Here is a 12,167-nt window from a genome sequence, read left to right on the forward strand (position 1 = left end):
GTACCTGGCGAGGCGCTGTACCCGATCCGGGTCAGGCGTACACCCGGGCGCCGCTCAGAGCGCCGTCATGTCCCCGGTGTCGAGCAGCTCGGCGCGGTCGGTCTCGGGCTCCCACAGGTCGGGCTGCGCCGGCTCCTCCACGCCGATGCGCAGCGCCTCCAGCTGGGCGGCGAAGGCCAGCCCACCGAAGAGCGCCATGCCGGTCAGGTTGGCCCAGAGCAGCAGCGCCATCATGCCGGTCAGCGCGCCGTAGGTCTGGCCGAAGCCGTCGCTGAACCGCACGTACGCGGCGAGCAGCAGGCTGGCCAGCCACCACAGGGCCGTGGCGATGCCCGCGCCGAAGAAGAGCCAGGACAGGCCGGGTTGGTTGCGGCGTGGCGCGTGCCGGAACAGCACGGCCACGGCGAGCACGGTCAGCCCGAGGCTCAGCGGGAAGCGGACCACGTCCCAGACGCCGGTGGCGACCTCGCCCCACTCGTAGTGCTTGCGTACCGAGTCGCCCATCGCCCCGCCGCCGACGAGGATCAGGAAGCCGGCCAGCGCGGGCAGGCCGGCGGTGACGGCCAGGACGGCCGCCCGCAGGTATTTCGGCAGGGCCGGGCGATCCCGTTCGACCCCGTAGATGCGGTTGGCGCCCCGCTCGATCTGGGCCATCGTGGTGGTCAGCGCGACCAGCCCGGTGAGCAGACCGAGGGTGAGCGCCAGCTCACCGGCGTCCTCGACGCGTTCGCCCTCGCCGAGCAGCTCGCCGACCACCTGCGCGCTCTGGCCCGGGGTGAGCGCCAGCACGGTGTCGGCGACCACCTGGCCGCCCTCCTCGACACCCAGCTTGCTGATCAGACCGGTGAGGGCGATCAGGAACGGCACCACGGCGAGGCAGAGCTGCAACGCGAAGGCGCGGGAGTGGCTGAACCCGTCGCCGTAGCGGAACCGGATGAACGCGTCGCGCAGCAGGTGCCAGCCGCCCTTGCGGCGCAGTGTGTGCCAGGCGTCGTCGGCCGACAGCTCCTCGTTGGCCATCAGCCGGGTCTCCGGCACGATCCGGGTGCTACTCACGGCGCGCTTCCTCGATCAGCTGCTCGCCCCGCTCCCCGGCGCCCTGCGCGTCGACGGCCAGGTCGGGGGCGTCCTCGGGTTGCGGGACGCAGAGCCAGAGCGCCTGCGGTCGGATCTCGGCGTGCAGCCGCCGACCGGGGGCGATGAGGTCGCCGTCGAGCTCCCGCGGCTGCGCCCGGTCGCTGCTGACCACCACCGTCCGGCCGCGGAAGACCTCCATCTGCGGCACCTGGCCGCTGCGGCGGATCACCGCCCAGCCGAGGGCCAGCCAGTGCCGCAGGTTGCGCGGGGTGAGCACGGCGACGTCGAGCCAGCCGTCGTCCGGCTCGGCCTCGGTGAGCAGGCGGACCCCGCCCTGGAGCCGGCCGACGTTGGCGATCAGCACCGAGCGGGCCCGGCGGCGCACCGGCGGGCGGTCGTCGATGCGGATCTGCACCCGCATCGGCCGGTCCCGCAGGTGCCGGGCAGCGCCCATGACGTACGCCGGCCAGCCGATGCGGGCCTTGGTGGTCTCGTTGGTGGCGGCGAGCATCTGGGCGTCGAAGCCCATGCCGGCCATGACGGTGAAGTACTGGTCCTCCACCGCGCCGACGTCGAGCAGCCGCCGGCCGCGTTCGACGGCGACCTGGAGCCCCGCCGCGAGGTCGGTGGAGAGGCCGAGGTTGGCGGCGAGCAGGTTGCCGGTGCCCTGCGGCAGCACGGCGAGGGCCACGTCGGTGCCGACGAGCCCGCTGACGCAGGACATCACTGTGCCGTCGCCGCCGCAGGCGAAGACCAGGTCGACGCCGGCCTTGACGGCCTGCTCGGTCTGGCCGCGGCCGGGATCGTCGACGGTGGTCTCGAACCACTGCGGCTCGGGCCAGCCGGCGGCGCTCAGGGCGTCGTTCACGGTACGGCGCAGCTCGTCGAGATCGTCAACCTTGGCCGGGTTCACCACCACGGCGGAGCGCAGCCCGCCGTCGCCACCCGAGGGGCGCCTGTCCTGTCCAGCATCCACGGCGCAAGTGTGCAGCACCGGGCCGCCTTCAGCGACCCGATGACCGGCCGGCGTCGGAAGTGCCACAGACAGGTTTCAACGCGTACGCGTGCGTCACGCCGCCGTCCGCAGCGCGGTCTCCACCCGTCGGCGCAGATCGTCGAGGTCGACGCCCGCTTCGGTGAGCACCAGCGCGCCCAGCCCCTGGCCCTCGCGCAGCACCCCGAGCAGGATGTGCTCGGTGCCGATGTGCTTGTGACGCAGCCGCAACGCCTCGCGCAGCGACAGCTCCAGCGCCTTCTTCGACCGGGGCGAGAACGGCCCGCCGAGGTAGCGTCGACGCCGCCAGCGGCGGCGCGGCGCCGGGACGGCCTCGCGCAGCGCGTCGGGGCCGAAGGACTGCTCGACGCGGGCCACGATGGCGGCTAGGTCGATGCCGATCTCGCGCAGCGCCGCCGCGTCCGCGTCGCCGAGGCCAGCGCCTCCGCCGCTGGTGTGCCGCCGGACCCGCTCGCGCAGGTCGTCGGCGCGCACCCCGGCGTCGGTGAGCACCCGGCTGGCCAGGCCGGCCTCGTCGGCGAGCAGGGCGAGCAGCAGGTGCTCGGTGCCGACCGGCCGCTGACCCTCGGCCCGCGCCTCCTCCAGCGCCTGCCGCACCACGCCGCGCGCCCGCTCGGTGAACCGTTCGAACATCACGCCTCCCAGGATGAGTTGACCGCCGGTCGCCCAGCGTGTTTCTTGTGCACCGCCTGCCGGCTGACCTCGAGCGCGTCGGCGATCTCCTGCCAGGACCAGCCCTGTCGACGGGCGTTGTCCACCTGGACCACCTCGAGTCGCTCGAGCAGCCGGCGCAGCGCGCGGACGGCGCGCAGCCCGACCCGGGGGTCGGTGCTGCCGGCTGCCGCCGCGAGTTCCGTCGCCTGACTCATGCCGTCAACATACGTTGACACCACCACCGCTGTCAACCTTTGTTGACGTCCGGTCGCGTCGCCCCCCGATGCGCGGACCACCGCAGGCCCGTCGGTGCGGCCCGAACCGGCCCGCCGCCGCGTCCACCCGACTACCCTCAGTCAGGAGACAGCGCGGTCGTGCCGGGCGCGACGCCCGGGAGGTGATATCGGATGGCGGTATCCGCCGACGCGGAGGTGCTGGTCGGCCTCGGCTCGGACGGTGACCTTCCGGTCGTGGAGCAGGCCGCGCAGGAGGCCGCCGGGCACGGCCGACCGCTGCACGTCGTGCACACCTTCGACTGGCACGCGGCCTTCGAGGCGGCGACCGTCGCCGCGCCGCGGAACGAGGCCGAGAACCTGATCACCCGGGCCGCCCAGCTCGCCCACCAGGTCGAACCCGGTCTGACCGTACGCGCCGAGATCGTCGAGAGCGGCCTGCTTCCCACCCTCATCCGCCGGTCCGAGACGGCCTTCCTGCTGGCGGTCGGCGACAGCGGAATGGCCGGCAGCGGCCAGTGCGTCCCGGCCGAGACGTCCGCCGTGCAGTTGGCCGCGCGAGCCAACTGCCCGCTGCTGGTGGTCCGCCGCGAACCGCCGCCGCAGGGCCCGGTCCTGGTCGGGGTGGACGGCTCGCCCAGCTCACACCTCGCCCTGCGGTGGGCCGTGGACTGCGCACGCAGGCGCGACGCCCGCCTCGTGGCGCTGCGGGTGGCGGAGAGCAACGAGGACACCCACGCGGTCGCCGAGCAGCTCAGCGAGGCCCTGGCCCGCCACACCGACCGCCACAGCGGGGTGCCCACCGAGTGCCGGGTCGCCCGCGGCGACCCCGGGCAGGTGCTCGTCGACACGTCCCGGTCGGCCCAGCTGGCGGTGGTCGCCGCCCGGGGCGACGAACCGGGACGAGCCATGCTCGGCGCGGTCGCCCAGTCCCTGCTCTACCACTCCCCCGCCCCGGTGGTCGTCGTACGCGGCCTGGCCGAGATGCCGCTCACCGAGCCCGACGCCCGCCCGACCCGGGACCAACGGCCCTGACCGGCCGCGTCGGCGGCGGCGAGGCTGGACGCCGGACACCCGCCCCCTACCCGCGAGAGGCAGCACCATGGACATCGCTCTCGACGTGCAGCGCGCACTCACCGACGAGGAGCTGCGCCGGCTGGACGCCTACTGGCGTGCCGCGAACTACCTCACCGTCGGGCAGATCTACCTGCTGGGCAACCCCCTGCTGCGCGAGCCGCTGACCCCCGACGACATCAAGCCACGGCTGCTCGGACACTGGGGCACCAGCCCCGGACTCAACCTGATCTACGCGCACCTCAACCGGGTGATCGTCGCCCGCGACCTGAACGCGATGCTGGTCACCGGCCCCGGCCACGGCGGCCCGGCCATCGTGGCCAACACCTGGCTGGAGGGCACCTGGTCGGAGCGCTACCACGACGTGGCGCGCGACGAGGCCGGGATGGCCCGGCTGTTCCGGCAGTTCTCCTTCCCCGGCGGCATTCCCAGCCACGTCGCGGCGGACGTGCCGGGCTCGATCCACGAGGGCGGCGAGCTCGGGTACGCCCTGAGCCACGCCTACGGCGCCGCGTTCGACCACCCGGACCTCGTGGTGGCCTGTGTGGTCGGCGACGGTGAGGCGGAGACCGGGCCGCTGGCCGGCAGCTGGCTCTCCAGCGTCTTTTTGAATCCGGCCCGCGACGGCGCGGTGCTGCCCATCCTGCACCTCAACGGCTACAAGATCGCCAACCCGGCCGTGCTGTCCCGGATCCCCGAGTCCGATCTGCTCGACATCATGCGGGGTTCGGGCTACCAGCCGTACGTGGTGTCCGGCGACGACCCGGCAGTGGTGCACCGCACGCTCGCCGCGACGATGGACCGGGCGCTGGACGAGATCGCCGAGATCCAGCGGCGGGCCCGTTCCGGCGGTGTCGTCGAACGCCCCCGCTGGCCGATGATCGTGCTGCAGACGCCGAAGGGCTGGACGGGCCCGCGCGAGGTCGACGGCACCCAGGTGGAGGGCACGTACCGCGCACACCAGGTGCCACTGTCGGGCGTCCGCGACAACCCCGCCCACCTGGCCGAACTGGAGCACTGGCTGCGCAGCTACCGGCCGGAGGAGCTGTTCGACGCCACCGGCGCTCCGGTCGACGAGCTGCGCACGCTGCCGCCACGCGGTGACCGACGGATGAGCGCCAACCCGGTCACCAACGGCGGAGTGGTCCTGCGCGACCTGACCCTGCCCAACTTCCGCGACTACGGCCTGGACGTCCGGGAGCCGGGCCAGCCGATGGCCGGCGCGACCGGGGTGCTCGGCCCGTGGATCCGCGACGTGATCACCGCCAACCCGCAGACGTTCCGACTGTTCGGCCCGGACGAGGTCGCGTCCAACCGGTTGGGCGCCGCCTTCGAGGTGACCGACCGGGCCTGGATCGCCGGCACGGTCCCCGGCGACGACCACCTCTCCCCCGACGGCCGGGTCATGGAGGTGCTCTCCGAGCACCTGTGCCAGGGCTGGCTGGAGGGTTACCTGCTGACCGGCCGGCACGGCGTGTTCACCAGCTACGAGGCGTTCATCCACATCGTCGACTCGATGGTCAACCAGCACGCCAAGTGGCTGAAGGTGACCCGGGCGATCCCCTGGCGGCAGCCCCTCGCCTCGCTGAACTACCTACTGTCCAGTCACGTGTGGCGGCAGGACCACAACGGTTTCTCGCACCAGGACCCCGGCTTCATCGACCACGTGGTCAACAAGAAGGCCGAGGTGGTGCGGGTCTACCTGCCGCCGGACGCCAACACGCTGCTCGCCACGATGGACCACTGCCTGCGCAGCCGGCACTACATCAACGTGGTGGTGGCCGGCAAGCAGGCCGCGCCGAACTGGTTGACGATGACGGAGGCGATCCAGCACACCCGGCGTGGCCTGGGCATCTGGGAGTGGGCCAGCAACGACGGCGGCAGCGAGCCGGACGTCATCCTGGCCTGCTGCGGTGACGTGCCCACCCTGGAGACGCTGGCCGCCACCGAGCTGCTGCGCGAGCACCTGCCGGAGCTGAAGGTGCGGCTGGTCAACGTGGTCGACCTGATGCGCCTGCAGCCGGACACCGAACACCCGCACGGCCTGCCCGACAAGGAGTTCGACACCATCTTCACCGCGGACCGGCCCGTCATCTTCGCCTACCACGGCTACCCGTGGCTGATCCACCGGCTGACCTACCGCCGCTCCAACCATGGCAACCTGCACGTGCGCGGCTACAAGGAGGAGGGCACCACCACCACCCCGTTCGACATGGTGATGCTCAACGACCTGGACCGCTTCCACCTGGTCATCGACGTCATCGACCGGGTGCCCGGCCTCGGCGCCCGCGCCGCGCACCTGCGCCAGGACATGGTCGACGCCCGGCAGGCCGCCCGCGACTACACCCGCGAACACGGCGAGGACGACCCCCGGGTCGCTGAGTGGCGCTGGGTCCGCGAGACCGACCCGACCAACCCCTGAGGAGGACGACGTGCGGGACGCGGAGATCCTGGTCGGCTACGACGGCTCCACCGACGCGTCGGTGGCCCTGGACTGGGCGCTGGTCGAGGCCGAGCGCAGCGGCCAGCCGGTGCGGCTGGCGTACGTCTTCGAGTGGCTGACGGTGGCCAGTTGGGTCGGTCCGGGCGTGGCGCCCGGCGTCTGGCCGGACGACACCGCCCGGAGACAGGCGGACGACCTGGTTCGCAAGGCCGCGGCGGACGCCGCCGCCGCGCACCCCGGCCTGACGGTCACCGGCGAGGTGTACGACGGGCCGCCGGCCCTGGTGTTGCAGGAGCGCTCCGCCGACGCGGGGTTGCTGGTACTTGGCAGCCGCGGCCACGGAGGGTTCGGCGGGCTGCTGGCCGGGTCGACGGCGGTGGCGGTCGCCGCGCACGCGCACTGCCCGGTCGTGGTGGTCCGCGACGGGACCGCCAGCGGACCGGAAGCCCCGGTGGCGGTCGGTGTGGACGGTTCGGAGCCGTCGCTGGTGGCGCTCGGGTTCGCGGTCGAGCGGGCCGCCCAACGCCGGGTGCCGCTGCGCGTGCTGCACGCCTGGACCCCCGGCCCCGAGGCGGCGGCCGGGACGCCCGACGAGCAGGCCGCCGTCGAGGAGGCGCTGGAGCCGTGGCGGCGGACGTTCCCCGAGCTGGACATCACGCTCGACCTCGTCGCGGGCAGCCCGGCGGGGACGCTCATCGAGTCGAGCCGGTCCGCGCAGTTGGTGGTGGTCGGCAGTCGGGGCCGGGGTGGGCTGGCCGGGATGCTGCTCGGCTCGGTCAGCCAGCAGCTGATCCAGCACGCCGGCTGCCCGGTCGCGGTCGTCCGGGAACGCTGAGGCCGCGCCCGCTCGACTGCCCGCGTCGGCGGGTGGCGCGACAGCAGCGCGTCCCGGTGGCTCGGCGCATTCGCCGGCACCCGAGCCGGCCGCCGGTCGAGGCACCAGGTGGGCGCAACGACCCGCCGATTCGGGACCTGCGGCCCCTGCCCGGCGTCCGGGATTGCCCCACGATGGAGCGGCAACACACCGTGCGACAGCGCCAGGTGAGGCACGATGGCTAAGACGGAAAGGTCGTGACGATGAGTCAGGACAGTCAGCTGACGACCGCGCTGACGGAGGCCGCCACCACCGCCGGCCAGGCCCCCTCGGTGCACAACACGCAGCCGTGGCGGTGGCGGGTGCTCCCCGACGCGCTGGAGCTGCGTACGGTCACCGACCGGCAGCTCGCGGCCAGCGACCCGGAGGGGCGGCTGCTCACGATCAGCTGCGGCGCGGCCCTGCACCACGCCCGGCTGGCGCTCGCCGCCGAAGGCTGGCGCGCGGTGGTGCAGCGCCTGCCCGACCCGGGCGACACCGACCTGCTGGCCCGGCTGACCGACCTGAGCCGGACCGCGGGCGACCCGGACGCCATGCGGATGGTGCAGTGCATGTCGGTGCGGCACACCGACCGGCGGCCGGTCAGCGACGAGCCGGTGCCGACCGCCGCGATCGGGGAGATCGCCCAGGCGGTCACCGCAGAGGGCGGCCGCCTACAGATCCTGGACCGCGACCAGGTGCTGGAGCTGGCCGCCACGGCCGGGCACGCCGACACGGTCGAGGCCGAGGACCCGGAGCTGCGCGCCGAGCTGGCGTACTGGACGAGCCGCGCCGACAGCGGCACCGGTCTGCCCCCCGAGGTGCTCCCCGAGCAGCCGCCACAGACCACCGTGCCCGGCCGTGACTTCGGCCGCCCCGGCAGCCTGCCGGTCGGCCCCGGCCACGACCGGGCGGCGGTGTACGCGCTGCTGCACGGCGACGAGGACGAGCGGGACAGCTGGCTGCGCGCGGGTGAAGCGCTCTCCGCCGCCTGGCTGACCGCCACCCGGCTCGGCGTGTCGGTGGTGCCGCTGAGCGCGGTGGTCGAGGTCCCGGGCACCCGACAGACCCTGCGTCAGGTGCTCGCCGGCATCGGCTTCCCGTACCTCGTGCTGCGTCTGGGCATCGCGGACCCGGCACACGCGGGCCCGCCGCACACCCCGCGGCTGGCCAGCGAGCAGGTGGTGGACACCTCCGCGGTGCGCGGCGAGCGGGCCTGACGGGCGATCGACGGTGTACGCCGACGCTACGATCGCGCGGTGACCAGCAGCGTTCCGCAGCCCCGCCCGGAATCCCCGGTGACGCCGTCGCTCGGGCTGAGCCCACTGTCCCGGGTCCGCCTCGACGAGCTGTTGCAGGAGATGCTGGACCGCGTCGGCGAGGTGATGACCAGCCGGGAGCGGCTACGGGCGCTGCTCGACGCGGTCGTCGGCATCGGCACCAACCTGGATCTGCGCACCACCCTGCGACGCATCGTGCAGGCGGCCTGCGAGCTGGTCGGCGCCCGGTACGGCGCGCTGGGCGTGGTCGGCCCGGACCGGCTGCTGCACGACTTCATCGTGCACGGCATCACGCCCGAGCAGCACGCGCAGATCGGCGACCTGCCGCACGGGCGGGGCGTGCTCGGCCTGCTCATCGACGATTCCCGCCCGCTGCGCATGCCGGACATCACCCAGCACCCACGCTCCTACGGCTTCCCCGCCAACCACCCGCCCATGCACAGCTTCCTGGGCGTGCCGGTGCTCATCCGGGAGCAGGTGTTCGGCAACCTCTACCTGGCCGAGAAGCAGGGCGGCGCGCAGTTCACCGAGGACGACGAGGAGATCGTCGTCGCGCTCGCGGCCGCCGCCGGCGTGGCCATCGAGAATGCCCGCCTGTACGCCCTGGCCCACCGGCGGGAACGCTGGCTCGCCGCGACCGCCGAGATCACCACGGTGCTGCTCGGCGAGGTGCGCCGCACCGACGCGTTGACGCTGGTCGCCCGCCGGGCCCGGGAGGTCGCCGAGGCGGAGCTGGCGCTGGTGCTGCTCCACGACAGCGAGACCGCCCAGTTCACCGTGGAGGTCGTCGACGGCGTCGACGAGCGGGCCCGGGCGCTGGTCGGCGCGGTCCTGCCGGCCGCCGACACCAGCTTCGGGGCGGCCGTGGCCGAGGGTCGGCACGACCAGGTGGACGACCTGGCACACGCCGCGCCGTGGCCGGCGCTGCTGCACACCGGGCCCGCGATCGTCTCACCGCTGGCCACCGCCGACACGCTGCACGGCGTGCTGATCGTGGCGCACCGGCCGGAGCGCGGCGGCGGTGCCAGTGCCGAGGACGTGGCGCTGCTGGGCAGCTTCGCCGGTCAGGCGGCGCTGGCCATGGAACGGGCCCGCGGCCAGGAGGAACGGGAGCTGCTGGTGGTCCTGGAGGACCGCGAACGGATCGCCCGCGACCTGCACGACGTGGTGATCCAGCGGCTCTTCGCCACCGGCCTGCAGTTGCAGAGCGCCGCGCCGATGATGGCCCGCCCCGAGGTGGCCAAGCGGATCAACGCGGCCGTCGACGACCTCGACGCCACCATCCGCGACATCCGGCGCACCATCTTCGAGCTGCGGACGCCGATGACCGCCGCGCTGCGCACCGAGATCCGCGAGGCCATCGAGTTGGCCGCCGAGTCGCTGGGCTTCAAGCCGCACCTGGAGGTGACCGGCCCGGTGGACAGCGCCGTACCGGACGCCCTCCGCCCGGATCTCACCGCCGTGCTGCGCGAGGCGCTGTCCAACACGGTCCGCCACGCGCAGGCCACCCGCGTCGACGTGGCCGTACGCGTCGACGGCGGGCAGGTCAGCGTGACGGTCACCGACAACGGGGTGGGCTGCGACCCGGCCGCCGCCCGAGGTGGCCTCATCAACCTGCGGGAACGCGCCGACCGCCTCGGCGGCACCTTCACGATCCGCCCGGTCGAGGCGCACGGCACCGAGCTGTGCTGGTCGGTGCCCCTGCGCGACTGACCGGCGCGGGTCGGCTCAGGGCGTTTTGCCCAACAGACGGGTGGCCAGGACGGCGGCCTGGGTGCGGCGCTCCAGGCCCAGCTTGGCCAGCACGCTGGAGACGTAGTTCTTCACCGTCTTCTCGGCGAGGAACATCTTTCCCGCGATCTCCCGGTTGGTCAGCCCCTCGGCCACGTACTCCAGGATCCGCCGCTCCTGCTCGGTGAGCGACTTCAACTCGCGCGGCTGCTCGACGCCGTTGCGGATGCGTTCCAGCACCCGGGTGGTGATCGCCGGGTCGAGCAGGGACTGCCCGGCTGCCACCCGACGCACCGCGTCGACCAGGTCGGTGCCGCGGATCTGCTTGAGCACGTACCCGGCGGCCCCCGCCATGATCGCGGCGAACAGCGCCTCGTCGTCCTCGTACGAGGTGAGGATCAGGCCCTTGATGGACGAGTCGACGGCCCGGATGTCGCGGCACACGTCGATGCCGTTGCCGTCGGGCAGCCGGGCGTCGAGGATCGCGACGTCGGGCCGCAGCGCCGGGATGCGGCGGGACGCCTCCTGCGCGGAGCCGGACTCGCCGACCACCTCGATGTCACCGCTGCTCTGCAGCAGGTCGGCCAGGCCACGGCGGACGACCTCGTGGTCGTCGAGGAGGAAGACGCGGATCATCCCTCGTTTCTACCCGCGCCGCTCGGCAGGCGCACGGGCCGAAGGTCCCGACCGGAGGGACCGACTGTCGGTGGGGCGGTCGGGCCCGGTGGATCGGGACGTCCGGCCCTGCTCGGCGCCCACCCGGCGGGCGGACCGTGGGGGTGCGCCGGCCGCCGCGACTCGACGACCGGCCCACCGGAAGGGAGCACCGCCATGCACATCGGCTACACCACAGCCCAACTGCGAGCCGCCGCCGCGGACGCGGTCCGCGCGCCGTCGCTGCACAACACGCAGCCGTGGCGGTTACGGCTACGCGACGGTGGGATCGAGGTGCTGGCCGACCCGGCCCGGCGGCTGCCGGCGACCGACCCGAGCGGTTGGGGCGTACGGATCGCCTGCGGTGCAGCCCTGTTCAACCTGCGGGTCGCGCTGGCCGTGGCCGGCGTCCCGGCCCGGGTACGGCTGCGCCCCGACCCGGCCGAGCCGGACCTGCTGGCCCGGCTGGTGCCGGACATCCCGCGCCGGCCCACCCCCGCCGAGCAGAGCCTGCACGCGGCCATCCCCCGCCGGTTCAGCAACCGGCTGCCGTTCCGGCCGGACCCGGTGCCGTCCGACGCGCGGTGGCGCCTCGGTGAGGCGGCCCGCGCCGAGGGGTGCTGGCTGGAGTTGCTGATCGGGGTGAGCGCGGTGACGGCATTCGGGGAGATCGCCCGCAGCGCGCACCGGGTGCTGGAGCGCGACCCGGCCTACCGGGCGGAACGCGAGCGGTGGCTGCGCCGGGAGCCCGCGCCGGACGGCGTACCCGCCTCGGCCGGCGGCCCGCAGCACGAGCCGCAGGACGTGCTGCCGACGCGCGGCTTCGGCGGGCGCGACCGGGCGCCGGGACGGGACTTCGAACCCGAGCCGCTGGTGGGGGTGCTCGGCTCGGTCGGCAACACCGCCATCGACCAGGTGGTCGCCGGTCAGGCCCTGCAACGGGTGCTGCTCACCGCCACCGACTCGGGATTGAGCGTGTCGATGCTGTCCCAGCCGATCGAGGTGCCGACCGCGCGGGAACAGCTGCGGGTGTCGCTGGGGCGGTTCGGCGCGCCGCAGATGGTGCTGCGCATCGGGTACGGCCAGCCGGGCCGCCCCACCCCTCGCCGGGCGGTTGAGGACGCCTTGGAATTGCCGGTGATCTGTCCGTGAG

The 12,167-nt window shown here is 73.9% G+C and carries 11 protein-coding genes; 6 read left to right on the forward strand and 5 right to left on the reverse strand.

The window, feature by feature from the left end:
- Positions 1 to 54: 54 nt before the first annotated feature.
- The 4 genes from ABZU53_RS04585 to ABZU53_RS04600 all read right to left on the reverse strand — a co-directional run bounded on the left by ABZU53_RS04585 (position 55) and on the right by ABZU53_RS04600 (position 2,961).
- A complete protein-coding gene (locus tag ABZU53_RS04585) occupies positions 55 to 1,056 on the reverse strand; it encodes a YihY/virulence factor BrkB family protein (RefSeq protein ID WP_355063842.1) in 1,002 nt (333 codons plus the stop codon).
- The gene (locus tag ABZU53_RS04590) at positions 1,049 to 2,053 is read right to left on the reverse strand and encodes a diacylglycerol kinase family protein (protein ID WP_355063843.1); all 1,005 of its coding nucleotides are present in this window, start codon (positions 2,051 to 2,053) and stop codon (positions 1,049 to 1,051) included. The genes ABZU53_RS04585 and ABZU53_RS04590 overlap by 8 nt, the downstream gene beginning before the upstream one ends.
- 93 nt (positions 2,054 to 2,146) lie before the next feature.
- On the reverse strand, positions 2,147 to 2,725 hold the full coding sequence (locus ABZU53_RS04595; protein ID WP_355064041.1) for a Clp protease N-terminal domain-containing protein: 579 nt from the start codon (positions 2,723 to 2,725) through the stop codon (positions 2,147 to 2,149).
- Entirely contained in the window at positions 2,725 to 2,961 is a 237-nt protein-coding gene (locus ABZU53_RS04600) for an HTH domain-containing protein (RefSeq protein WP_007457155.1), read from the reverse strand. Before ABZU53_RS04600 ends, ABZU53_RS04595 begins: the two co-directional genes overlap by 1 nt.
- Positions 2,962 to 3,153: 192 nt before the next feature.
- On the opposite strand from ABZU53_RS04600, the gene ABZU53_RS04605 reads away from it, so the two are divergent.
- From ABZU53_RS04605 to ABZU53_RS04625, 5 genes are all read left to right on the forward strand, one after another.
- Positions 3,154 to 4,014, forward strand: a complete 861-nt coding sequence (locus tag ABZU53_RS04605; protein WP_354855424.1) for a universal stress protein — start codon at positions 3,154 to 3,156, stop codon at positions 4,012 to 4,014.
- Positions 4,015 to 4,081: 67 nt separating this feature from the next.
- On the forward strand, positions 4,082 to 6,475 hold the full coding sequence (locus ABZU53_RS04610; RefSeq protein ID WP_355063845.1) for a phosphoketolase family protein: 2,394 nt from the start codon (positions 4,082 to 4,084) through the stop codon (positions 6,473 to 6,475).
- Between the two features lie 10 nt (positions 6,476 to 6,485).
- Entirely contained in the window at positions 6,486 to 7,331 is an 846-nt protein-coding gene (locus ABZU53_RS04615) for a universal stress protein (protein ID WP_355063847.1), read from the forward strand.
- A gap of 242 nt (positions 7,332 to 7,573) precedes the next feature.
- Positions 7,574 to 8,569, forward strand: a complete 996-nt coding sequence (locus ABZU53_RS04620; protein ID WP_354855427.1) for a nitroreductase — start codon at positions 7,574 to 7,576, stop codon at positions 8,567 to 8,569.
- A gap of 141 nt (positions 8,570 to 8,710) precedes the next feature.
- Positions 8,711 to 10,342, forward strand: a complete 1,632-nt coding sequence (locus ABZU53_RS04625; RefSeq protein ID WP_354855458.1) for a GAF domain-containing sensor histidine kinase — start codon at positions 8,711 to 8,713, stop codon at positions 10,340 to 10,342.
- A gap of 15 nt (positions 10,343 to 10,357) precedes the next feature.
- On the opposite strand, the gene ABZU53_RS04630 is transcribed toward ABZU53_RS04625, so the two are convergent.
- Entirely contained in the window at positions 10,358 to 10,996 is a 639-nt protein-coding gene (locus ABZU53_RS04630; protein ID WP_234581614.1) for a response regulator transcription factor, read from the reverse strand.
- 195 nt (positions 10,997 to 11,191) lie between these two features.
- Here ABZU53_RS04630 and ABZU53_RS04635 point away from each other — a divergent pair, with 195 nt between their 5' ends.
- Positions 11,192 to 12,166: a nitroreductase gene (locus tag ABZU53_RS04635; protein WP_355063849.1), complete on the forward strand. Its 975-nt coding sequence runs from the start codon at positions 11,192 to 11,194 to the stop codon at positions 12,164 to 12,166.
- Position 12,167: the final 1 nt, after the last annotated feature.

The sequence above is a fragment of the Micromonospora sp. NPDC005194 genome, from assembly GCF_040608335.1.
In the GTDB taxonomy this organism is placed as follows: domain Bacteria; phylum Actinomycetota; class Actinomycetes; order Mycobacteriales; family Micromonosporaceae; genus Micromonospora.